The sequence below is a fragment of the Ruegeria sp. YTSC199 genome (assembly GCF_059609725.1).
The window spans coordinates 71,216-93,773 of the sequence record NZ_JBXWMF010000019.1 but is presented as its reverse complement, the minus strand read 5'-3'; the positions used below and the strand labels follow the sequence as shown (position 1 = coordinate 93,773).

19 protein-coding genes are annotated in these 22,558 nt (G+C 54.1%); 8 read left to right on the top strand and 11 right to left on the bottom strand.

Annotated features, from left to right (window positions below):
- Positions 1-126: 126 nt before the first annotated feature.
- The 6 genes from AC2FEE_RS17860 to AC2FEE_RS17835 all read right to left on the bottom strand — a co-directional run bounded on the left by AC2FEE_RS17860 (position 127) and on the right by AC2FEE_RS17835 (position 5,967).
- A complete protein-coding gene (locus AC2FEE_RS17860; protein WP_496866684.1) occupies positions 127-780 on the bottom strand; it encodes a DUF3299 domain-containing protein in 654 nt (217 codons plus the stop codon).
- An 18-nt stretch (positions 781-798) separates the two neighbouring features.
- On the bottom strand, positions 799-2,292 hold the full coding sequence (locus AC2FEE_RS17855; protein ID WP_496866683.1) for an ABC transporter permease: 1,494 nt from the start codon (positions 2,290-2,292) through the stop codon (positions 799-801).
- On the bottom strand, positions 2,292-2,978 hold the full coding sequence (locus AC2FEE_RS17850; RefSeq protein WP_496866682.1) for an ABC transporter ATP-binding protein: 687 nt from the start codon (positions 2,976-2,978) through the stop codon (positions 2,292-2,294). Before AC2FEE_RS17850 ends, AC2FEE_RS17855 begins: the two co-directional genes overlap by 1 nt.
- A 29-nt stretch (positions 2,979-3,007) precedes the next feature.
- Positions 3,008-4,117 (bottom strand): HlyD family secretion protein, encoded by a 1,110-nt coding sequence (locus AC2FEE_RS17845; protein ID WP_496866681.1) that lies wholly within the window; start codon positions 4,115-4,117, stop codon positions 3,008-3,010.
- Between the two features lie 82 nt (positions 4,118-4,199).
- Positions 4,200-5,654 carry a guanitoxin biosynthesis MBL fold metallo-hydrolase GntH gene (gntH, locus tag AC2FEE_RS17840; RefSeq protein WP_496866680.1) on the bottom strand — a complete coding sequence of 485 codons (1,455 nt, stop codon included), beginning with the start codon at positions 5,652-5,654 and terminating at the stop codon, positions 4,200-4,202.
- A gap of 4 nt (positions 5,655-5,658) precedes the next feature.
- Positions 5,659-5,967 carry a hypothetical protein gene (locus tag AC2FEE_RS17835; RefSeq protein WP_496866679.1) on the bottom strand — a complete coding sequence of 103 codons (309 nt, stop codon included), beginning with the start codon at positions 5,965-5,967 and terminating at the stop codon, positions 5,659-5,661.
- A gap of 81 nt (positions 5,968-6,048) precedes the next feature.
- Here AC2FEE_RS17835 and AC2FEE_RS17830 point away from each other — a divergent pair, with 81 nt between their 5' ends.
- A complete protein-coding gene (locus AC2FEE_RS17830) occupies positions 6,049-7,446 on the top strand; it encodes a tetratricopeptide repeat protein (RefSeq protein WP_496866678.1) in 1,398 nt (465 codons plus the stop codon).
- A gap of 490 nt (positions 7,447-7,936) precedes the next feature.
- Here AC2FEE_RS17830 and AC2FEE_RS17825 read toward each other — a convergent pair whose 3' ends face one another.
- Genes AC2FEE_RS17825 through AC2FEE_RS17815 form a run of 3 tightly spaced genes read right to left on the bottom strand, consistent with a single transcriptional unit; the run spans position 7,937 to position 13,394 of the window.
- Entirely contained in the window at positions 7,937-9,673 is a 1,737-nt protein-coding gene (locus AC2FEE_RS17825) for a Mur ligase family protein (protein WP_496866677.1), read from the bottom strand.
- Positions 9,674-9,687: 14 nt separating this feature from the next.
- Positions 9,688-12,483 carry a cyanophycin synthetase gene (gene cphA / locus AC2FEE_RS17820; RefSeq protein WP_496866676.1) on the bottom strand — a complete coding sequence of 932 codons (2,796 nt, stop codon included), beginning with the start codon at positions 12,481-12,483 and terminating at the stop codon, positions 9,688-9,690.
- Positions 12,484-12,506: 23 nt separating this feature from the next.
- The gene (locus AC2FEE_RS17815; protein ID WP_496866675.1) at positions 12,507-13,394 is read right to left on the bottom strand and encodes a cyanophycinase; all 888 of its coding nucleotides are present in this window, start codon (positions 13,392-13,394) and stop codon (positions 12,507-12,509) included.
- A gap of 246 nt (positions 13,395-13,640) precedes the next feature.
- Between AC2FEE_RS17815 and AC2FEE_RS17810 the strand changes: the two genes are divergently transcribed.
- From AC2FEE_RS17810 to AC2FEE_RS17795, 4 genes are all read left to right on the top strand, one after another.
- Positions 13,641-14,348, top strand: coding sequence for an IS6 family transposase (locus tag AC2FEE_RS17810; RefSeq protein WP_496866674.1), 708 nt, complete (start codon positions 13,641-13,643; stop codon positions 14,346-14,348).
- Between the two features lie 147 nt (positions 14,349-14,495).
- Positions 14,496-16,034, top strand: coding sequence for a phospholipase D family protein (locus tag AC2FEE_RS17805; RefSeq protein ID WP_496866673.1), 1,539 nt, complete (start codon positions 14,496-14,498; stop codon positions 16,032-16,034).
- A gap of 311 nt (positions 16,035-16,345) precedes the next feature.
- A complete protein-coding gene (locus tag AC2FEE_RS17800; RefSeq protein WP_496866672.1) occupies positions 16,346-16,861 on the top strand; it encodes a hypothetical protein in 516 nt (171 codons plus the stop codon).
- A gap of 174 nt (positions 16,862-17,035) precedes the next feature.
- Positions 17,036-17,230, top strand: coding sequence for a hypothetical protein (locus tag AC2FEE_RS17795; RefSeq protein WP_496866671.1), 195 nt, complete (start codon positions 17,036-17,038; stop codon positions 17,228-17,230).
- 109 nt (positions 17,231-17,339) lie between these two features.
- Here the strand turns inward: AC2FEE_RS17795 and AC2FEE_RS17790 are convergent, their stop codons facing one another.
- Positions 17,340-19,019: a BCCT family transporter gene (locus AC2FEE_RS17790; protein WP_496866670.1), complete on the bottom strand. Its 1,680-nt coding sequence runs from the start codon at positions 19,017-19,019 to the stop codon at positions 17,340-17,342.
- 333 nt (positions 19,020-19,352) lie between these two features.
- Here AC2FEE_RS17790 and AC2FEE_RS17785 point away from each other — a divergent pair, with 333 nt between their 5' ends.
- From AC2FEE_RS17785 to AC2FEE_RS17775, 3 genes are all read left to right on the top strand, one after another.
- Entirely contained in the window at positions 19,353-20,285 is a 933-nt protein-coding gene (locus AC2FEE_RS17785; RefSeq protein WP_496866669.1) for a LysR family transcriptional regulator, read from the top strand.
- Between the two features lie 262 nt (positions 20,286-20,547).
- A complete protein-coding gene (locus AC2FEE_RS17780; RefSeq protein WP_496866668.1) occupies positions 20,548-21,534 on the top strand; it encodes a DMT family transporter in 987 nt (328 codons plus the stop codon).
- A 108-nt stretch (positions 21,535-21,642) separates the two neighbouring features.
- On the top strand, positions 21,643-22,110 hold the full coding sequence (locus AC2FEE_RS17775) for a transglycosylase SLT domain-containing protein (RefSeq protein ID WP_496866667.1): 468 nt from the start codon (positions 21,643-21,645) through the stop codon (positions 22,108-22,110).
- Between the two features lie 208 nt (positions 22,111-22,318).
- On the opposite strand, the gene AC2FEE_RS17770 is transcribed toward AC2FEE_RS17775, so the two are convergent.
- Complete coding sequence (locus AC2FEE_RS17770; RefSeq protein ID WP_496866666.1) at positions 22,319-22,552, bottom strand: hypothetical protein; 234 nt, start codon at positions 22,550-22,552, stop codon at positions 22,319-22,321.
- Positions 22,553-22,558 lie beyond the last annotated feature (6 nt).

The window sequence follows — 22,558 nt, the reverse complement described above, 5'->3', positions numbered from 1 at the left end:
TGGCGTCAACTTTGTTCCGGATAGGTTCGCGCTTTCCGCGGCAAACTGAGACTAGTTCGAATTTGTCTGACGGCACCCTGGGATGCATCCCGGTAAAATCATAGAACGGACCATTTTCCTTACAGGTCACTCATAGATCTCTACTGACAAAGCATCCATCGCATATGAAGTTTTAATATCGGCCTGTCCATCCACATAGCTCAGGGACTGTGACCGTTTTTGCGCCCGTATTTCACCGCTGATCCAGACGGGTTTATACAATTCTTCGATTTTGAAGCCTTGTTCGTATCGCACATAGACCATCTGATTGGCCGGAGGAGGAGGTGTGTGAATGCAGGCTCCAACTGTCGGAACCAGAAGGAATTCGACCGCCTTCTGGTCGACAATATCCAAGGGAAGGAGATAGCCAGGAAGACGCACATTCTCCCCCAATAGGTCAGGGTTCGGTTCGCGCGCGGCAATCAACCGTTGGTTCATCACAATTTCGCGTTGTTCAAACAACCAGTCAGGGTCAAGGCCTTGAGATACAAGGTCTCCGCGGATTTGAACCGCTTCAGCGCGCCTCTCGTCATCCGCACTGTCCGCATGCAGAACCTCAATCCGGTAAAGCATGGCCAACGCATTGATCTGAGAATATTCTAGGGTGGCAAATGGATCGTGGTAGGGCCGCTCTTCAGGAAGGAGATCTTGCCAACTTATATTGCGCGGATCTTCTGCCAGAAGAGGCCCGGCAATCGCAATGGCGAATAAGATGTACAGAGAATGCGTAATGGTTTTCATTTCACCGGGTCCTCTTATTCAAAGCCGCACCGACAGTCCGTCTGATACCGTCATTCGGTACACTCTTAGCGCAGGTATAATACTGGCAAAAAGACCAGAGCAGAAAACGAGGGCTATGAGAAGAACCTCGCGAAAACTCGGCAGGCCAACACCGATGCGAAGCCCAAAATTTGCGGCAAGAACCGGATCTATCGCAAGCGTGAGAGCGCTGAGTGCGATTAATCCAAGCACGATGCCGGCCAACAACAGTAAAACGGCTTCAAGCAAGATCAGGGAAAAGACACCGACTGGTGTTGCGCCCACGGATCGAAGGATCGCGAATTCACGCCGACGATTGTCGAGCGAAGCAGATAACATGACCACCATGCCGATCATTCCAGCCACAGCTACAGCGCCTGCCATCAGACGCAGCGCAGTCTCGGCCGTGCTGGTAATCGACCAAAGCTGCAATAGCGCGACGTTAGGAAGAACAGCAGTTAGTGCCTCGTCGCGATGGTCTGCCAGTTGCCGTTGAACGGAAAGCACCGCCGTTTTCTCTTTAAGCCCGGCAAAAATCGCGTTGATGGTCCCCGGTTTATGATCATGGCCACCGTGGTCGTGCCCGCCAGAGTTCCTGACAGCTTCCGCCTCGTCTTCATGGCCGCTTCCGTGAGCATGACGGTCGTCATGATCCCGATGCCCTTCTTCATGCTCGTCAGGGTCGCTGTGCTCCGCATGGTGATCGTCTTGTCCATGGCTTTCGCCATGATTCACATGCCCGTCCGCATATACGCTGTCTGCGTGATCTTCATTATGGGAATTCGCGGTGTCATGGTCTCCGTGTTCTTCGGCGGCCTCAGGTGCATCGACCATAACGAACGGGTCCGCAACCTCTGATGCAGGTTCTTCGTGTAAGGCGTCGAAACCCTCGAGCGAGACAAAGACCATTCGGTCGACGGCCGTCCCGGTATGCCCCAGCACGCCGGTCACTGTGAAAGGTGCTTCGTCGTGGACATCAAAGGCAATTTCCCCTGAGCCATGGGCATTCACGATTTCAGTTCCTGGCGTGTACCCGAACGCCTGAGCAACTTTTGCTCCAATCACTGCTCCGTCTGGAGACCTAAATGGGACACCTTCAGCAAATACCAGTTGCTGGCCGCCACTATGACGAAAGTGGTCAAAATATTGCTCGGACGTTCCGATCACTGGATATCCACGGTGGTTGTCACCCATCATAATCGGCACTGCCCAGCTTACCTGAGGCAAATCTTCGATCATCTCGTAGCTGTCCCAGCTGATACCAGCGCCTGTTGTGCCGACACCAAAAACCGTTGCCATCAGGATCTGCACATCGTTTCCGCGTGCCGCAATGATCAGGTCGATACCTGATGCAGAGTTGGCAAAACCCGCTCGTGCCTCTGTTCGCAGTCGTTCAACGCCAACAATCAAAGCCACGCTCAAGGCAATGCTAAGAACAGTTAACGCAGCGATAAAGCGGCGATTGAGAAGGCTTTTATAACAAAGATTGAACATCACGTTTTGCCCGCGTTCAGCATCGGCAAGTCAACGCTCCGATCGAAGTGTTTTTCCAGGCTGCGATCATGGCTGACAAATAGCAAACTCGCCCCTGATGCTTTACATTCCTTCAGCAACAGCTGGACAAACGAGTCTTTAGCTTCCTCATCCAAAGCCGAGGTGGGTTCATCCGCCAAAACAACTTCGGGCGCCCCAATCAGTGCCCGCGCCGCCGCAACGCGTTGTTGCTGCCCAACACTCAGGGCGCTGGCAGGTCGATTGATCAGCTCAGCATTCTCAAGACCCAGCTCACTTAGCAATCGTGTTGCGGTAGCCTTGGGGTCTGGCCCCGACCGATTGCGCCGTTGTGCTGAAAACCGGCAGGGCAGCAACGTGTTTTCAAGCGCACTGAGCCAAGGCAAGAGATTAAAGACTTGGAAAACAATCCCCAAATGATCCACGCGAAAACGGTCACGATCACCTCCGGCCAAAGCCCCGACATCCGTTCCTGCAACGCGAACCGCGCTTTGCGGTACATCGATCACGCCGGCAATTGCCGAGAGCAACGTGGTCTTTCCGCTGCCACTGGGGCCTCTCATAAACACGCTTTCCCCGGCCTCAAGATCGAAGTCATCGACTGAGAGCACCGGGTCGGGTTGACCGGGCCACCGAAATACCAATGATTTGAGTTCGACAGTTTTCATTGATGACACAGATGCTTTGGTCAGGTTTTTCAAAGATAATTGAGCTTCTTGGTGACCCAGAAAAGGATCTCTGCCAAAACACCAATGGCTCCGGCCTCGTCTGTCTTGACCAGAGCTGTTCCTGACGTTCCAAATTGCAAGTAACTATTGTCTGCATCTGCAGGCAGTTCAACCAATACGATGTAGCTGGATATCCCGGTTAGTTCCCGCAATGAGGGAAGGCCTGATCTTAGATCAACAGTACCTTCGACAGTTCCGACCGGAAAATCGGAAATATGGCCGGTAATTTCTCCACCGGGTTCCGTTCTAAATGCAAGCCGGATTTCGTCACCGACCGAAACATTGGCACGACTGGATTGGGGAAGAGTAGCAATTACTGCATAGTCTCCGGGTTCGACAAAAGTAATTGCCCCTTGTAGCGGAGTGGCACGGTTACCTGGTCGTAGTGATACAGCCGTGACAACGCCGTTTCCCGGCGCTTTTACAACTGTTTGCTCTAAATCCCAAAGAGCTTGAGCAAGTGTCTGTTCGGCCTCCACAACACCTGCGTCACGCCCGTCGATCTTCGCGGCGATACGCCGCTCAAGGCTTGTCTTCCGGGCTTCGGCTGCGCGGATATTCGCGGTCAACTGGTCGATGGTTGAGACAGCCTCTTGCAGTTGGAACGTGGTTGATGCCCCGCGTTCTTCCAAACGGATGATGTCATCACGACGCTGAATTCCGAAAGTCAGCTGAGCAGTCAAGGATTCAATCTCGGCCTCGGCAGCTGATAAATCTGATACCAGTTGATCGGCAGATGACTTTGCAGTTTCCAAGACAGCTTCGAGTCTGGAAACCTCGGCTTTGAAAACCTCATTATCTATCCGGAATAGGATCTCGCCCTTTGCGACTTTCTGGTTTGGCTCCACAACGACTTCTGTAACCGTGCCCGCCACGTTCGGAGCAATATTCGTTGAAACACCCTGAATGGATACCGGGCCAGTCGGGGTTGTGTGGTTCAGCGCACCGATGACCACCAGAGCGATAACAGCGGCTACACCGTAAACCAGAGTTTTCCAGAACCCATTCCAGGGGAGAAGGCGAAACTTGGAAAAGACCAACCAGACTATTCCAAAGTAGAGGCCGAGTACGATTAACAAGACTTCATTCCTTCGTGATGTTTCCGGAAAGTTTGAACGACCACCCGAGCTTACGAGTGATCGCCCTGTTTGTTATGATGACTTAATTGTCGCTTTGCTCTTCCAACACTTTGCGGTTGGCTTCACGATGGCGCCACGCCGCGCCCATACTTTCCTTCAGATTTTCGGGAAGCGCATCCAGAGGAACAACAAGATCGTCATCAACTGGCCACTCCGTCAACAATTCAGGATGATATCCTTCGGGATAGTACAGCTTCGGATCGATCTCCATATCGCGCACGTAGGGTTCTTGAATGTCTTCACGCTGATGCGGCGGCTTGGGCACGATCAACTGACCATTGCTAAAGTCAAACTGCGGCGCTCTTGAGTTCGGAAACTCGGGCAATATGCCTTCGCGAACCCATATCTGATCTTTGGTGACGTTCACAACGATCCCGTCAGGCGCTCCAAAGTGATAGGGGCCTTTCCAGTGCTCTCGGATCTCCGCCACGGTTTCCTCGATCTGATATGGGTCATAGCTCATGTGAGTGTTCATCAGAAGCCTGGGTTGCACCAGATTGGCAATGTAGCCAGCCGCATAACTGGGCGTGTGATGGGTATCGACGGTATACCGCCCCAGGAAAGGCGGCACGCCTTGAACTCCAGAGGAGATTTCGATGATTTCCTGCTGCTGTTCCGTGACGAAGACATCACAGCCTTTGGCAAAAGGAATATCGATCATGTTGGGTCGACCGTCACCTGTCCAGATGAAGCACATGCCATTCCAGTCCATCCGATATCCGGACGCACCGTCTTTGGCATGGCTTCTTTGCCAATGTGTGACTTTGACCCCGTCTTCGTCATAAATCACGCCGCCATTGTCACGGAAATCAAACTCGTTGACTTCGATGTCCCAACCTTTGCCAACGGGAAAGACACTGAACGCGTCCCGGTGCCAGCCGGTCATCATTTTCATGCCTTCTACCATCGTTGCGGTGCCGTACTCTTTGGTACGGCCGGACGGGCCGTGGACCGTCAGCTGCTCGTGCCATCCACCGGCCCAGGTTCCGAACATCCACAGGTACGGCAACCCACCAAAGTGGTCTACGTGCAGGTGCGTGATGAAAACATCAGTGATTTCATTCAGTGCGTAGCCACTGGCAATGATGTTCGCTGGCGAACCCTCACCAATGTCAAACATGAAAATTTTGCCGTTACCCAGCTCAACAAGAATCGCCGTGTTCATTTGCCCAGGTCGAATGAACGGCGCCGACCCCATGAAAATGATACGCATTTCGTTGGGTTGCACGTCTTCGGTGCGCGGGAACCAGTTTGCGGCGCTTTTTAACCATGGTTGCGGCGAGATGCCTTCGAAGGTCAAACCCTCTTTCCAACGGCCCATTGGAACGCCACCTGATAGCGCGGCCTCGATGTCTTCTTGGGATGAGGGCTCTTGTACCGGAGGGGCCTGACTAAACGCGCTCGTGGCGAGCAATGTCGCCGCGGCAGCGAGCGCGCCAATTGATTTTGTCGATTTCTTCCACCTGTCTTGCATCATATTCTTAGTCCTTTTCACATGCCTGGATAAATACAGAAACCACTTCTGAAATGGCTTTAGGGACAACCTGGGAATGGACGACTTCTGAGAGGTGTTCGGCGATTTCCTCGATCAACCCGTCAAGACTTTCGGTGATGGGATTGGTTGTGAATTGGCCAGCTGAATTGCTATTCGCAGAGTGTTTTTCCAACTCATCAGCGAGTAAATCGAAGTCCTGGCAGAGCGCGTCAAATCCATTATGGGTCTTCCGCATTTGATGGATTTGGCTGACATGATCCGGGAATGCGAGTTCCAACAATTTGACGTCCGTCATCATCCTTAAACCTGGTTCCTTTCTGGGTGCCAGCCTGAGGGCAAAACGCGTATCGCGGAAGGATTACACCGTGAAATTAGGGTGACATTCAAATATTCATTCGACAGTATAGGGCTGATAACACTGCGAAACTTGAGTCTTCAGATGTCTGGCAGCGCTTTGATCCTTGATCCGGAACGACACGCATCCCGTGTCAGGGAGGAGCTTGCTCGGATCTTGGAAAGTGACACATTCGCCAAAGCGGAACGCCTACGGAATTTCCTGAGTTATGTTGTCGAAGAGGCCGTTGCAGGTAGATCCGAAGCTATTCTTGGTAAAACGATTGCTCAGGATGTTTACTTCAAGAGTTTTGCCCGTGATGACGGTCACGTTAACGTCGTCCGCGTCGATGCAGGGCGGCTACGACGGAAACTTGAGCAATACTACGAGACGTTTGGTGTCGATGACGATCTGCGTATTCACATCGACAGTGGCGGGTATGCGCCTTGGTTCGAGGACTGTTCGAAGTCATGTGAATCGGTTCAAGTTGATCATTCAGCAGTGAGGTCTAGGCCGTATTGGATGATTGTTATTCTTGCCGTCGCAATAGGGGCCATGGCCTTGGTTTATTTTTGGGGTAATCGCTCGGAATTGACCGTTGCGGCCAACTCCCAGACACCTGCGCGGACGCTTGAGCGGAAAGCTTTGTCCGGCAAGTCACCTGCGGCTGTACAGGCGTCAAACTATTGCGATCAAGGTCGCGGCCTGCTGTTTCCTGTTGCCAGCATCGATAATCAGATCTTGGCCAGCGATGTATTTAGAATGGCTATCAAAGAAGCCCCCGATTTCTATTGTGGATATGCAGGGTTAGCTCACAGCCTGGGGACCCAGTCCCTTCAAACGCGAAACCAGGCGGAGCGCGAGGCTCTGAAAAGGGACGCAAGAGCAATGGCACTGAAAGCAGTGGATATTGCACCTTCAAGTGGCTGGAGCCAATCCGCATTGGCCTGGGTGTCCTATGTCTCTGGAGACTATAACAGCGCCCTGGAATATTCAGAGCTGGCACAGTCGCTTCGACCTAATGATGGAAACGTTCTGGACTTTCGCGGCATGATACTACTGGTTCTGGGCCATTTTGAAGAAGCCTATACCGTTAGTGACCCAAACCATCCGCGAGAAATCGGAAGTCACCAATTTGCGCATCGGAACATTCACGCCGTAGCCAGCTTTCACCTTGGAAAATTCCGGGAAGCAATCTCGTCTCTGGAATTTGCGAGTAATAGTGGTGACCCTGTCAGCGCGCTCTCTTTGGTCTACATGACGGCAGCCTATCAGAAGTTGGGTGAACTTAAAGAAGCGAAGGAGGCGGTGATCCAGTTGAAGGGGTCCTGGCCGGAGTTCAATCCAAGGCTGGTTCTGGAAGCGTTTTACTCTCGCCCTGAATTATCTGAAGGCGTGATTTCCGCTTTGCATGACGCGGGATGGAATGTATCGGATTGACCCACTGAGGCGCCACAATCGGTCAACTCATTCGCTTTCGCTAGCTGCTGTATGCCTTTCTGGCTTAATCGGTCGTTATTGATGCGGGTCGAAAGCGGACTTCGGCAAAAATCGAACAATTGGCGGCTTTGTCCGCAGACTGTAACTTAGCCTGCACCACGAGTTTGCATCTGCGGCGAATGGTGGGTCTGGTGAAGCCGCACCGCGGCGCCGGTGACTGCGATGAATGTCTGCTCTGGGCCGTTCGTGTGGTTAGTTGTTAGCAGGGCAGGGGTATTGCTGCGGCCGCCTCAAGGTCTTCCACGAGCCCAAACTAGCAATTGCTGGACAACGATCAAATAGTCGGTCCTACGCCATTCCGCTTCTGACCGTTCTCAGATCAAAGGTGCAACACTTTTGGTACCCGAAGCTCTGCCTATCTGTGTTTGCGCATGCTGATATTGCATTGTGCTGGCTTCAAATTCGTGAATCTGGCACCCGGCTTTGTTTTTTACCCGTCGAGCATCGCCAGAATAGCGTCGCGATCGGACAGCACCAGCAGCAACGCAATATCACCCGGCTCCAGCTTTTCAAGTATCATTGAAGCGGCTTGTGTGGGCGAAGCAGCTCTGAGAATTTGTTCTGTACCATACCCATGTTTCAACGCTGTCCGTTCGATCAGGTCAGAAATTTCTCCTAGTTCGCGACCTCTCAAATACCCCTGCAGCTCGGTTGCGACGATTACGTCGGGTTGGAATTTCAGTGCTGTCGCAGTTACGTCTCGGATATCCTGATCCGATCTGTCCCCCGCATGGCTGAGCATGATGAAACGCCGTTTTGCCGGCAGGCTCGACAGCGCATCGCAAACGGCCGAAATCGAATGCGGGTTATGCGCAAAATCCACAAAGACCCGTGCTCCATTGTACCGAAACTCGTTACAACGACCTGGGTTATCTTTGGCGTCCGGCTTGAATCCGGCCAATCCATGCCGGGCCGCCTGAATGGGCAAGTCCAACGCCAGGGCAAGGCACAAGGCCGCCAGCGCGTTCAGGATATTGTATTTCGCAGCGCCGCCCATGGTCAGGGGAACATCGGAAACTGCGATCACTACCTGTTCGGCCGCGCCGTCGAAAAAGACGACATCTCCCTGCTTTACATAGGCGCAACACTTGCCTGCATCGCGAGCCTCACGGATCAGGTCGTTCTGCGCATCGAGCGAAAACCACCAGAAATTTGCCGATGTATTCGCCGCCTCGGCGCGGACATAGTCGTCATCGGCATTCAGGGCCAGCACGCCACCTTCGGCCAGCGTGCGATGTACGGCGAATTTTGCCTGTGCCAGTTCCGGCACCGTGTTGACCCCATATTGCCCCAGATGGTCGTTCGCCACATTGGTGACTGCCGCTGCCGTGGCGGCGCGGGTCGGCAGACCCCGACGCAGGATGCCTCCGCGTGCGACTTCAAGACAGGCAACCTCAAGCCGTTTGTCGCGCAGCAACATCCGCCCGCCACCGGGGCCTGAGTAATCGCCACGGTCCAGAATATCGTCACCCACCCGTACAAACTCGGTCGAGGTCAGCCCGGCGACCTTGCCCGAAGCGCGCGCAATCGCCTCAAGCAAACGGGTTGTAGTGGTTTTGCCGTTGGTTCCGGTGATGAACGCGACCGGAATATCGTGCAGAGCAGACCAATCCACCTTATCGGCGGCAGGTAGCGCATCGACCGGCCAGGTCTGACTGCCTGTACCGTGCCCGATCGACACCTCGTCATCATCGCAGAGGATATCCACACCATGCGCCTCTGCTGCCGCGATCAAGGCGGTCAGCGCCGGATTGGCTTCCTTCTCCATGACGCCTTTGACATCCGCAACCATCTGATCGAAATTTCTGGGCTCGAATGCCAACAGTTCGGCAGCACAGAAATGCCAGGCGGTTTGTACCGCGAAGATCGCGGAATAGAGCTGATCCATTGGCGCCGAAATCGCCAGATTGACGCCACCGGTAAAGATGCGGTGGGTCAGATCCTGATCCTGCCAGCCAAGCGTATCCAGAACCCGACGCGCATGTTTCTCCCACAGGGCGGTGACCTGCGTGGCAGCGATATCGGTGAAAAACACGTCTATCACTGCGCCGGGTCGGTTCCAAAGCAGGCCCGGCCCGGTCAGCCGCCGGGCATCATCCACCTGAATATGGTCACCAGTCGTGCTTTCGATTGTCAGCGCGGTCTCAAGCTCTTCGATCCGGTCCATTCCGGTGCCTCCGCTCAATCCGCATCTTCGCTGATTTCACGGGCCAGACGCACGCCACGCTCATCCCGGATCAGGTTTTGGTCGCTTTCGAACATATCCTCGAACGAGGTTTCGGCAGGGCTTGCCACCGGCGCGGCCTCTGGTGCTTCACCATCAGAGTTGAAATAGATAATCTGTTTCCAGCAACGTGTTGTGTCATCACCAAAGATCACCAGCAGATCGCCTTGCGCGGCCTGCTCCAACGCTGCACTCACCGCTTCGACCTCGTCGGGGATGATCGTGATGGCAGTGTCGTCGACGCCGTTGTCGATCAAGGCCTGACGCATCATCTGCGGCACCTCGTCATGCCCGCGGCCCCGGCGGCGGTCATCTGCCTTGCAGATGAAACGATCAAAATGCCTGGCCAACGCGGCGGCTCCATCGATAATGTCTTCGTCGCGTCGGTCGCCGGGCATCGCAACAACGCACAGCCTGCGGCCCTTGATCTCCAACTGATCGGCCAGCGCCGCCATTGCCTTCAACGCGGCGGGGTTGTGGCCATAGTCTAGGATCACCTTGAAAGGATGTTCGTCATAGACATTCATCCGCCCAGGCGCCTGGAAATAGCTGGTGTCGAAGGTGCGCAGCCCGTGACGGATATTGTCCAGGTCCACTCCGAAACTATAAGCCATCGCGGCGGCGAACATCGCATTCTGGACGTTGAAAATCGCTTTACCTTCCAATGTCGCCGGGATCAGATGTGACCATAGAACCGGGATATGAAGCCCGTTGTCATAGATGGTCAGCATGTCTCCATTCATGCCCTTTTCAAGCACGATGGCCTTGCCGCCTGCCTTGATATGTTCCTTGACCAAACTGTGCCCCGGATTGGTGGTGACATAGAAGATTTGATCTGCTCCGGCGTAGTCGGCCATTTTCAGACAATTGATGTCATCGGCATTCAGCACCGCCGTATCCGTAGCGCTTTCTACCACCACGCGCTTGACGACGGCCAATTCCTCGACCGTGTTTATACCACCAAGACCCAGATGATCCGCCGAGACATTCAAACATGCCGCCACATTTGAGCGTTGATAGCCCAGACCTGATCGCACAAGCCCGCCGCGCGCAGTTTCCATCACTGCAAAATCAACCGCCGGATCGCGCAGGACGATCTGCGCGGATTTGGGTCCCGTCATGTCGCCCTTGACGCTCAGCTTACCGTCCACATAGACACCGTCAGTCGAGGTCATGCCAACGGTCTTGCTGCTGGTTTTCATGATATGCCCCAGCATCCGCGAGGTCGTCGTCTTGCCGTTAGTACCTGTGATCGCCGCAATCGGGATGCGGGTTTCCTCAGTGGCAGGGAACAGCATGTCGATCACTTTGCCTGCAACGTCGCGCGGTTGACCTTCGGATGGGGCCACGTGCATTCGAAAGCCGGGGGCTGCGTTCACTTCGACGATCGCGCCGCCGATATCCTTGTAGGATTTGGTGATGTCGTCGATCAGGAAATCCACACCGCCTACATCCAACCCAACCGCCATGATGGCGCGTTCGGCCATGTCACGGTTGTCAGGATGCACCACATCCGTCAGGTCGATGGCCGTACCCCCAGTCGACAGATTTGCCGTCGATCGGAGATAGAAAATCTCGCCATCCGGCAACACGGTCTCTTCGTTCACGCCCGCATTCTCCATCAGGCGTTTGGCCTGATTGTCGATTTCGAGCATGGTCAGTACTTTTTCGTGTCCGATGCCACGGCGCGGGTCCTGGTTCACGATGTCAACCAGTTCGGCAATCGTGTGTGTGCCGTCACCAACTACATGCCCGGGAATGCGCTTGGCCACCGCCACCAGCTTGTTGTTCACCACCAGCATTCGGTGATCGAAACCAGTGATGAAGCTTTCTACCAGAATGGCCCTGCTGCGAGAATGTTCCTTGGCTTCGGCAAAACCGGCCTCGACCTCGGATTCCGAATTCAGGTTGATCGAAACACCGCGTCCGTGATTGGCGTCGAGCGGCTTGACGACGACAGGAAACCCGATACGTCCCGCCGCTTTCGCTGCCTCGCGTACCGAATAAACCATGCGCTGCTGTGGTACCGGCAAGCCCAGATCGTTCAGCAGATTGTGCGTATCTTCCTTGTCGCAGGAAATCTCGACCGAGATATGTTTGGTCTCAGAGGTGATGGTTGCCTGAATGCGTTTCTGGTACTTCCCATGCCCGAACTGCACCAGTGAGCCTGAGTTCAACCTGATCCAGGGGATGTCCCGCTCTTGTGCCGCTTTGACCAACGAACCAGTTGAGGGACCAAACTCCTTACGCTGAGCCCGCAGCACAAAGCGGCGCAACTCGTCATCCCAGTTGAAATCCGGATCAAAGTCGTAATCAACTTGCTCCTTGAGGAATTGTGGCAACAGATGCATCAGCAGACGCATCGCCAGCTTGCCCGCTTCCAGGCCGACGTCGCGCTGGCGGTATTCATAAACCATGTTGTACTGGCCGGGTTCGCCTGTGCCGCGCGTCCGGCCAAAGGTTACATCCGAACCGGCCACGTTCTGCACTTCGATGGCGCAATGCTCCAACACATGACCCAGCCAAGTGCCTTCATCTTCGCGCAGGCGTCTAATGAACCCGCCGGGTTCGCGATAGGAACAGCCGTGTTCGGCCAAACCGGGAAGTGCCTCGATCAATGCGTCGATAAATTCGGAACCAATTTTTGCCGAAGGCCATTCTTCAAGAATACCCAAGTCGATAACGTGGCGAATAACCGGAAAACTTGCCCACACGTTCGGGCCGACAAAGACATTGGTCGAAATTATTTTCATGAGGCTCCCCGTTGGTTAACTTATTATTCCCCCCCGCTGGCGACCTCACCCCCGGACAGGTCCGGTAATGTACAGAACGCCATATGCTCATCCGGCGGAAAAGCCTGGCGAGCCGCTAGATCATAACGGCACCCTTCGCCCAGAACGTCAAGCCGAAGCCCCAGAAGGCTCAGCGCCTCCCCGCGGCGGGCGTCCCACATCGACGAATGCGTCAGATGGCTGGCGTCCACCACCGTGACAGTTCCGCTCCCTACAATCTCAAGGACGTTATCAGGCCCAATGAATGCCGCCGTGTCTTCGTCAATCCCCAATCCGATCAGAAAAGGGTTGAAAGATGAGGCGGTTAACAGGCGCCCCAGACGGTTACGCTGTGTGAAATGCTGGTCAATGATGACCGCATTGGTTAGCCCCATGCCCGGGGCCAGAGTGATATTGCCTTCGGCCGGGGCCGAATTGCTGCTCCCGCCTGCAACCATGTGCTCGGACATGATCGAAGCCCCGGCAGAGGTTCCCGCAACCGGTACACCCGCTGCATTCCGGCGCCGGATTTTCTGAGCGACGAGCGTACCACCCAGAATCGCCGACAACCGAAGCTGGTTCCCACCGGTCATGAATATCCCGGTGGCGCGGTCCAGCATTTCGGCATATTCGGGATTGTCGCAATCGGCGCGGCGCGAGATGGGCAGAAACTCAACTTGACCGGCCCCGAGTTCAGAGAAAATGCGGTTATAGTCTGGCCCGGTTTCTTCCAGCATCGAAGCTGTCGGGATCACAACGATATCGGCATCCGCACCCCCGGACAGTTCCACGAACTTGCGGTGAATCTGCATTTCCTTGACGCGGTCTTCGCCACCGCCAATTGGAATGATGAACCCGCGCGGGGTCTCTGCATCAATGGGTGCGGGGCACATATCCTAATTACCTTCCGGTGCTATAGCGGGCAGCCACCGGGGACCGCGTGGACGCTCAAACCTGTTCATACATGCCGCGCCGGGCTATCTGGCCATCGCGGACATGCCATTCCCCCCGGGCCATCACATGCCGCACCGCAGTGTTTTCGTCAAGAACCACCAGATCGGCGTCCATGCCTACTTTCAGACGGTCTTGTCAGAAGAACTTGTCTTGAGGCGGGCAGGGCGGTTGCGTAGCTTTTGCCCATGACCAGACCTGCCTCCTTCAAGTACTTCAAAACCAGTCCCGAGGTCATCCGCCTGGCGGTGATGCGGTACATCCGATTTCCGCTGTCACTACGCAATGTTGAAGACCTACTGCACGAGCGTGGCATCGACGTCAGCCATGAAACCGTCCGCTACTGGCGGAACCGGTTCGGGCCGGTTTTTGCTGCGGAGATCCGAAGAAAACGGGTTCAGCAACTCCGAGCCTTTTCAAAATGGAAATGGCACGTGGACGAAGTTTTCGTGAAGGTGAATGGCCAGCGACATTATCTCTACCGGGCTGTGGATCACGAAGGCGAGGTGCTGAAAACAGTTGTCACCAAACGCCGAAAAAAAGCTGCAGCGGTGAAATTTCTTAAGAAATTATTGAAACGCCACGGTTGCGCCGATGAGATCGTCACCGACCGCTTCGCCTCGTACAAAGCTGCGCTCAGGGAATTAGGTGGGTTGGAAAAGCAAATGACAGGCAGATGGCTTAACAATCGCGTCGAGAATTCACACCTGCCATTCCGACGAAGAGAGCGCACCATGCAACGTTTCCGGCGCATGCGAAGTTTACAGAAATTTGCCTCCGTCCACTCTTCCGTCTACAACCATTTCAACCAAGAAAGATCGCTCGCCAGCCGAGACACCTTGAAGCTGACGCGCACCGCCGCTCTTGCCCAGTGGCGCGAACTTGGCGCGGGATAAAGGACAGCCGTACTAGCCTGCCAGAGACGAGTTCGAATTCGTCTGACAGCACCGGTTCTACCGCGGATACAAAACCGCAGATCCCAACAGTTGCGATACGTTCGGGGTTGATCAACTTTGAGCCAAAGATTGGGGTACGTGCGGAAAATGACCAAAAGAATACAAATGATTGTGGGAGCTTTGCTGGGCGCATTGGCTCTGACGGCGTGTTCACACGGCCCCCGGGAATTCTCGCAAACTCCGTCCCGGGCTTTTCAGGCGCCCTCTGACAGCCGCTTGGCATCCGTGGTGCGCAAGCTGGGCAATCCACAAGATGGGCGATCCGGCGTCAAGCTGATCAGCAATGGGGAAGAGGCCCTGGCCGCGCGTCTTTTGCTGGCCGCCCAGGCGGATGTCTCTCTGGATGCGCAATATTACCTTGTGCACAACGATCTGACGGGTCGGCTGTTCGCTCAAAGCCTGCTGAATGCCGCAGACCGGGGCGTGCGCGTGCGGCTACTACTCGATGACATGGACACGTCCGGCTACGACGCCATGACGGCAGCGCTGGATTCACATGAGAACATTGAAATCCGGCTTTTTAACCCTTTCTGGCGTGATCAAAGCCTGCTGATCGCGGGGCTGACCGATTTCAAGCGCATTAACAGGCGGATGCACAACAAATCCATCACCGCTGACAACACGATATCGATCGTTGGGGGGCGAAATGTAGGTGATGAGTATTTTCTGGCCAAAGAAGAAATGAACTACTCTGATCTGGACATCCTGGTGGCCGGTCCCGTGGTGGATCAGGTGTCGGACAATTTTGACGACTATTGGAATAGCGAATTCGCGGTCCCGGCCAGCGCCGTGATTGGCGAACCGGACGCTTTTGAGTTGGAAGATGCGCGTGTGCGGCTGGACGAAATCGTCTCGGCAGAGCTGGAAACGCCCTATGCCGCCGCTGTTCGAAAGTCTGCGCGGGAGAATTTCGCGCTTGGAAATCTAAAGCTGAACTGGGTTCCGGCGAAACTGTATTCGGACCCGCCGTCCAAAGCAGCCGGGGTCGATAACGACCAACCAATCCTGGCATCCAAACTTGTTCCCTATTTTCAGGAAGCGGAAACGTCGGTCAACGTCGTTTCGGCCTATTTTGTGCCACGCAAAAAAGGGGTTCAGTGGCTGAGCGATCTGGAGGATCGCGGGGTAGAAGTGCGGGTTGTCACCAATTCGCTGGCATCCAACGATGTGGCTCCGGTCTATGCGCATTATGCGAAGGAACGGCGCGCGCTTCTGAAGGGCGGGGTCGAACTTTTTGAGTTGCGCCCGGATTCCGACAAAGTCCAGCAGCGGGGCATACATTGGGGTCAATCTCGGGCCGGACTTCACACCAAAGCCTTCACAATCGACGATCATTATTTGTTTGTCGGTTCTTTTAATTGGGATCCTCGATCCGTCAACATCAATACGGAAATGGGCGTCTTGGTGGACTCTCCGGAATTGACGGCGCGTGCGGTCCGCGTGCTTGATGAAGCATTGCGGGAAAACACCTATTCAGTCCAACTGGATGAGAATGACCGGGTTACCTGGAAATCGCTCCGCGAAGATGGCGCGATCTCTTTGTACCGAAGCGAGCCAACCGGCAGCTTATTCGACCATCTAAAAGCTGGATTTCTGGCGATCCTGCCAATCGGGTCGCAGCTGTAGATTAAGTCGGAACACCAAGCATCTTGGCCATGCGGTTGCAGCCAGAAAGCACGCCGGCCTCTACTACTCGCCAGACCTTCTGACGCATATCTCGCCGCTCCGTTAGCCACCACTCGTCAATGTCTGCTTCTGGGAAGCTGCGGTGCAGCACAGGATGGCGTGATCAAAGTCCGTTATGGGCCGTCCCTTACTACCGAACGTTGGTCTGCCTGAAGAGATGCCGCGCCGCCTCGGACGACCGCAGAGAGCCCAATGCCGACACAACGCAGAGTGCGTGTTAAAATCCCCTTGCTCTGAAATGGAGGGGTGTGATGAGAAGTACTGTACTTATGCTTGCCGCAGCTTTTTGGATGGCTTCACCGATAAGCAATTCGGCTCAGGAACTCGCAAACGAAAACAAAATCGAACTGCTTGTCTCCGACTATCGAACCATCGTCGCAATTGAGCACGATTCCCGCCACCTTTATCACCTTCAGACAAGAACGCTTGTTGCGCATCTTGGCGGTTGGGCGCGTCCGGCCAATGAAGAAGGTTCTGAGATGGACAGTTTTACAGGTGTTTCCGAGCAAGTAATCCCAATTAATCTCAACCGGATAAAGGCGCGTATTCGCAATGGTGACGTGGACGGCGATGTGGCATCCGAATTGTCCGAGATCATCAGTATATTTGAAGCAGCGATCGAAACCGGCCTAGAATTGGCAAATCAACTCGAAGCGGGCGATCTTTCCACCGCCAGCGAGATATACCGCGTTCAGTCGATGCCTGAGTACGAACGACTTTGGCGGCGAACATACACATTGAGATGCGATATCGAAAGAAAACTCTGATAAGGTTATCAGTCTGGTCTGTTCGCCAGCGGACATGGGGCCTAGAGACGCAAACGAAACGAATGGCAGCTTTGTCCGCTAGGCCGACCTTGATGCCGTCTGAACCGACTTGATGACCCACTGAAACTGTCAGATGACCGGTTTGAGCCCAAAGTTCCAAATGCTGCACCTTGCATGGATAGCTGCGAAGCACGGATTGCTGACATTGGCATATGTATGGACGGCCCAAAGCCGCCATTTGCGCCAGCCGCATCGAAGGTCTGGTTCGAGCCTAAACTCGCAAATGCTGCGTCCGGCGCGAATGGCTTCGATGCGCAGAAAGCAGACTTTGCAAACTTCGGCCCGTGGAACATATTCGACTACGACTAAGCTTCAGTATGCCGCGCTTGAACTCGTGTTTTAGGTAAATCTCTGCGTAAGTCTTCATCCTATTCGTGACCCCAGTTTTGCCCTGGGGTCACAGTTGGATACACGAAAGTCACTCGGCTGGCATCGTCGATGTTTCTGGATCAACAGTTGATGCGACACCGGCAGCTTCGCGACGTCCGTCGTTCCAGATCGCTTTGATCAACGCGATGCACATTAGCGCCATGACAATTGAAAACGGCAGCGCCCCGATGACCATCGCGGTTTGGATTGCACCTGTACCGCCTGATATCAGCAAGCCACCAACCACCAATGCCAGAGCAGCACCCCAGAACATGATATGCGGACGTGCCTTGGGTCCTTCGTCACCAGCCGCGTTGATCGTATTCACGATTAGCACAGCCGAGTCAGCCGAAGTGACAAGGAACGTCATCAGCAAAATCACGATCACAACCGCCATGGCCCAGGCAAGGAGATCCGCTATAGGCGCCAGCATGTAGGTGGTCATGGCAAAGATCTTGTCGCCATTGGCCGCATCAAGGATCACACCATTTGCGCCGCCGTTCAGTTCGAGGTCAATGGCAGTGCCTCCAGCCCATGCGAACCAGACAAAGCACATCAGCGACGGCACGATCATTGCGCCCAGAACAAACTCACGGATTGAGCGACCGCGCGAGATGCGCGCCAGAAACAATCCAACAAAGGGCGCGAACGCGATCCACCATGCCCAGTAGAACACCGGCCACCAGCCTTGCCATTGTGCCAGCAGGAAGGCCTCGGATCCTTCGACGCCATCTGATGCATAGACGTTGAAGCTGAGCCAGGGCAAAGCGACCAAATAGTCCCAGATGCCTACAAAGAATGCCTTGGCGCCGAAGAACGTCGCTCCGTACAGGATGAAGAAGCCGAGTAGGAAGATCGACAATCCCATGTTGATGTTCGACAACCACTTGATGCCCTTACCGACACCGGACAGAGCCGACAGTGTCGAAGCCCCCATAATGACCAGCAAGGCGACTACGATGCCCAGTGTCGTGGCCGAACCGTCTCCGTTTGCCAATCTACCGATGCCAATACGTGTTAAACCTGCCACGAATTGCTCGACCCCAAATCCAAGAGTTTGTGCCACACCGAGGATCGTTGCAACAACGGCGACGATATCTATCAGGTGCCCAAGATTGCCCGAAAGTGCCTTGCCAAAAAGCGGTGTCAGGGAAGAACGGATCGTCAGCGGTAGCCCACGACGATAGCTGAAGAACGCCAAAGCCAGACCGGCAATCGCGTAGCACGCCCAAGCGCCCAGACCCCAATGCAAGTAAGACCAGACGTAGGCAGTGCGAACGTTGTCCGCTTCAAGGGCCGTGGTGACACCCTGAATGACCGATGGGTTGTTCTTGAAATGCGCCACGGGTTCCGCAACGGCCCATGTCAGCATTCCGACACCGATACCTGCGCCGAACATCATTGAGAACCACGAGAAGTTCGAGAACTCCGGCTTTTCGCCGTCAACACCCAGGTTCAGGCGTCCCGCGGCGGGCCAAATGGCCAAGCCGATACAAACTATAACAAACCCGGTTACAACCCAAATATACCAAGCGGCGAACTGAGCCAAAATGGCTGCATTCCAGTCGCCGAGAATCCTGCCAGCCTGGGTCGGCCAAACAATACACCAGACAACCAGCAAGCTGATGATGATCTTACTGATCACCGTTACATTGACGCTGAACCCCCGATAAAAACCGTTGTCAGCGGTCTTAATCGGAAGTTCCGAAAGAGGTGGCTTTATCGCCATAATCAACTTCTCCCTGTTTTAGATTTTCGGGCGGAGCATTCTGCTTGTCTTTACCCGAGCGCCCATATTCCCAGGAAACCAAAGAGACCAACGTTGCACACAAGTTGCATCGCCAATCTCACTGGATTCGGGGAGTTAAGATTTGCCAAGATTCTCAGCTTCTTAGAGCCAATACTTGCACGCGAATTTCATTATTCGGATGGCTTCCCGCGGCTATGGCCGCGGCTTTGTTCGGTCATCATTGGCTCCCGTGTTTTTTCACTGGGCTGCATTCGCGCCCTTTGGCAAAGTTTTTGGTATATATTTTGTCTCTTTTGCAGTAGCTGAATAATTATGCGTGACATTAGCAGGCCTAATACCAACTTAAGCCGCAACCTTGTGGCGCTTTACGCGTTTGAAATGGTCGCGAAACACGGGAACTTTACAAGTGCCGGTGACGCTCTCGGGTTGACCCAGTCCTCAATCTCGCAACGGATAAAAGGTCTGGAGATTGATCTGGGCGTCGTCCTCTTCAAAAGAGAACACCGGGGCGTTTCACTGACATACGAGGGGTTGAGGCTTTTGAATGCGGTCAGGCCCGCAATGACGCAGATGAACTATGCGGTAAATTCTTTGCTTGAACGCAAAACTAAACCGAGGGTTCGAATCTCCGCCGATTTTGCGTTCTCAACTTTCTGGTTGCTACCGCGTCTGGGTTATCTTCGAGAGGAAATCGGGGATGAAATCGAAATTCAGATTTTGGCCTCAACTGTGCCACCCGGTCTAGATGACACCGATTGTGATATTCAAATCCACGTTGCACCAAAAGACCAAATGAAACCCGATGAAGTACTACTGTTGGAAGAGGTCGTCGCGGCCGTTTGCAGCCCGCAGCTATTAGAAAGGATTGGACCAATCCAATCACCCGCTGACTTACTGGATGTTCAACTTCTGAGTCTGTCAAAACCCGCAACCGCTGCTTGGCAAACCTGGCAAGGATGGTTTGATAGTTTGGGCATAACAGGCGAAAGAAAGAGGAATTACATCAGCTTTAATAACTATGACATGGTGACCCAAGCCGCTTTGTCTGGCGAAGGCGTGGCTTTGGGTTGGATTGGATTGATCGATGATCTGCTCAGCAAGGGTTCTCTGGTGACCGTTACGGACGACTTGATCTCTAGCGATGCTGGGTATGTAATGTCACGGAGCCATACCAACTCGGGCCGGGGTCCCAGGCTTGTGTTCGACTGGATCATGGATCAAGTTCTCACAACACCTATGAAATAGCGCGTCGTCGGGCTGTTCAGTCGACCCTACCGCTATGCCAGGTCAATTCGAAGAACGACTGCAATATAGCAACGCCTGGAATCGACATTGAAAAATCGCTTTTTTCACGCCTTTGGGAATTTCAAAGTCTGGTCGCGGATGTCCGCTAGGGGTTGCGACCGGTCACAAATACGCGTCGCAGATATCTGAGCGAACTGCCGTGTCGCAAAGCGACGTGACCTATTCTTTGGCCCATGGTAGTGGCCCTGTGAAAGGGCACTCCATGACAGCGGAACAAAAACTACAAAACCCGACAGCTGGTATTGCGTTCGTGCTGATCGGAATATTGGCGATTTCAATCAATGATATGCTGATCAAATTCCTGTCTGGCGGTTACCCCTTGCACCAGATGGTGTTTACAAGATCGTTGATCGGGATCGGGTTCAGTTTTGCCCTGGTCCAGATGGAGGGCGGTTGGCACATCCTGAAAACCGATCAGCCGGGACTTCACCTTGTGCGCGGATTACTGATTGTCATTGCCAATCTGACGTTCTTTACGGCCCTGGCAGTAATGCCGCTGGCGGAAGCCACCGCTGTTTTCTTCGTAGCCCCCTTGATGATCACCTTGCTGAGTATCCCATTGCTTGGCGAAAAAGTTGGGCCGATGCGGATTGGTGCTGTGCTTGTGGGATTTTTGGGCGTGGTGATCATGACTCGCCCATGGGAGGCCGGTGGCGCGCGTGAGGTTGGTCTGTTGATGTATGCCCTACCGGTTCTTGCTGCGTTTACCTATGCCCTCAACAACGTGATGACCCGTTTTCTTGGCGCAAAGTCCAAAGCCTCAGCAATGGCCGTGTACATTCAGGCGTGCTTTGTCGTTGTCAGCCTGTTGTTCTGGTCAGTGGCAGGGGATGGGCGTTTTGCGAGTGAGTTTGAAAACGAAAGTTTGATCTTCTTACTGCGTACCTGGGTTTGGCCCGAGGGGTTTGACCGCTGGTTGTTCATTGGCCTCGGTTTCAACTCTGCAATCGTGGGGTATTGCCTCGGCCAGGCGTATCGCATGGCAGACGCGGCTACGGTGGCACCGTTTGAATATGTCGGTCTTCCCATGGCTATTTTCTGGGGATGGGTCATCTGGGGAGAACTCCCAAACCTGCCTGTCGCAATTGGCATCACACTGATTTTGGGTTCAGGACTGTTTGTCTTTTTGCGCGAGCGTCAGAAGAACCAGAACGTGATCGCCAAAAAGAGAGTGCACCGTCGGTATTAGATGCCAAGTCCTGTCAGGCCAAAAGCTGCTCAAAAACACCCTGGGATATTGAATATCAATCGCTGTTGAGCGCTGATGAAACCTATAGTTAATGAGATGAGAATTCCGATGCGATACACAGTCGTTCTTATTGCGCTTTTTCTTGCTGCTTGCGGTAAAGAACCCGCAGAGCCTGTGACCCGACTTTATCCAGGCGAGACCCCTGAGTTGCGTGTCATGATTAACGAAACCGCGGACGCAAACGGTGTGCCGCGGAGCCTTGTACACCGTGTGATCCAGCGAGAAAGCGACTATCGTCCCAATGCCCGAAACGGTCCCTACTACGGGCTGATGCAAATCTTGCCCGCTACAGCGCGCCAGATGGGATTTCGCGGAGAGGCTTCCGACCTCTTGGATGCGCAGACCAATCTGACATACGCTGTAAAATACCTGCGTGGTGCTTGGATGGTTTCGGATGGAAGTGAGCCCGAAGCGGTCATGTGGTATGCCCGTGGGTACTATTACGAAGCGCGAAACAGATGTATGCTTGTGGCCACCGGGCTTAGGGATACTGAGGTACGAAAGTACTGCGGATGAAGCCCTTCTCTGAGATTCTTATTCCCCTCTGGATCTGAGACGTTTGGGCAAATTGCTAACTTCGCATTGTATTTTTTAACCCGGAAAAGCCAGTTCTCGGGTGTGCGAGCGCTTTTCAGGAGCGGATCTAATTCTGCAAACAACCTCGTCCTTCCATGGAAGTAGTTTGCAACGGTGTAGAAGGACGGGAGACCGGCTCCGATACTCCTTATTGCTCGTTTTGTTGGGTGTCATCTGGTGAAACACTCTGCTCATTGTCAGGCGCTGTTTCATTTTCCCGAATTGCCAACTCCGCGATTTTTTGAACCAGATACCAAACACTGCTGCGGCGCGTGTGACCCTTGACCCAGCAGGTGACATCCCTGGCCGGGATGTCGAGATGCGGTGCTTCATCTTCGAAGACTCTGACTTTGTAGTCGGAGATGTCAGAAAGCTCGGACATTTTTGC

What these genes read in the sequence shown, in the direction of transcription:
- AC2FEE_RS17835 (WP_496866679.1), bottom strand. Translation starts at nt 5,967, where the DNA reads ATGACGGACGTCAAATTGTTGGAACTCGCATTCCCGGATCATGTCAGC.
- AC2FEE_RS17790 (WP_496866670.1), bottom strand. Translation starts at nt 19,019, where the DNA reads ATGGCGATAAAGCCACCTCTTTCGGAACTTCCGATTAAGACCGCTGAC.
- AC2FEE_RS17785 (WP_496866669.1), top strand. Translation starts at nt 19,353, where the DNA reads ATGCGTGACATTAGCAGGCCTAATACCAACTTAAGCCGCAACCTTGTG.
- AC2FEE_RS17805 (WP_496866673.1), top strand. Translation starts at nt 14,496, where the DNA reads ATGACCAAAAGAATACAAATGATTGTGGGAGCTTTGCTGGGCGCATTG.
- AC2FEE_RS17855 (WP_496866683.1), bottom strand. Translation starts at nt 2,292, where the DNA reads ATGTTCAATCTTTGTTATAAAAGCCTTCTCAATCGCCGCTTTATCGCT.
- AC2FEE_RS17770 (WP_496866666.1), bottom strand. Translation starts at nt 22,552, where the DNA reads ATGTCCGAGCTTTCTGACATCTCCGACTACAAAGTCAGAGTCTTCGAA.
- gntH (WP_496866680.1), bottom strand. Translation starts at nt 5,654, where the DNA reads ATGATGCAAGACAGGTGGAAGAAATCGACAAAATCAATTGGCGCGCTC.
- cphA (WP_496866676.1), bottom strand. Translation starts at nt 12,483, where the DNA reads ATGAAAATAATTTCGACCAATGTCTTTGTCGGCCCGAACGTGTGGGCA.
- AC2FEE_RS17850 (WP_496866682.1), bottom strand. Translation starts at nt 2,978, where the DNA reads ATGAAAACTGTCGAACTCAAATCATTGGTATTTCGGTGGCCCGGTCAA.
- AC2FEE_RS17775 (WP_496866667.1), top strand. Translation starts at nt 21,643, where the DNA reads ATGCGATACACAGTCGTTCTTATTGCGCTTTTTCTTGCTGCTTGCGGT.
- AC2FEE_RS17810 (WP_496866674.1), top strand. Translation starts at nt 13,641, where the DNA reads ATGACCAGACCTGCCTCCTTCAAGTACTTCAAAACCAGTCCCGAGGTC.
- AC2FEE_RS17800 (WP_496866672.1), top strand. Translation starts at nt 16,346, where the DNA reads ATGAGAAGTACTGTACTTATGCTTGCCGCAGCTTTTTGGATGGCTTCA.
- AC2FEE_RS17825 (WP_496866677.1), bottom strand. Translation starts at nt 9,673, where the DNA reads ATGGACCGGATCGAAGAGCTTGAGACCGCGCTGACAATCGAAAGCACG.
- AC2FEE_RS17815 (WP_496866675.1), bottom strand. Translation starts at nt 13,394, where the DNA reads ATGTGCCCCGCACCCATTGATGCAGAGACCCCGCGCGGGTTCATCATT.
- AC2FEE_RS17795 (WP_496866671.1), top strand. Translation starts at nt 17,036, where the DNA reads ATGGATAGCTGCGAAGCACGGATTGCTGACATTGGCATATGTATGGAC.
- AC2FEE_RS17780 (WP_496866668.1), top strand. Translation starts at nt 20,548, where the DNA reads ATGACAGCGGAACAAAAACTACAAAACCCGACAGCTGGTATTGCGTTC.
- AC2FEE_RS17860 (WP_496866684.1), bottom strand. Translation starts at nt 780, where the DNA reads ATGAAAACCATTACGCATTCTCTGTACATCTTATTCGCCATTGCGATT.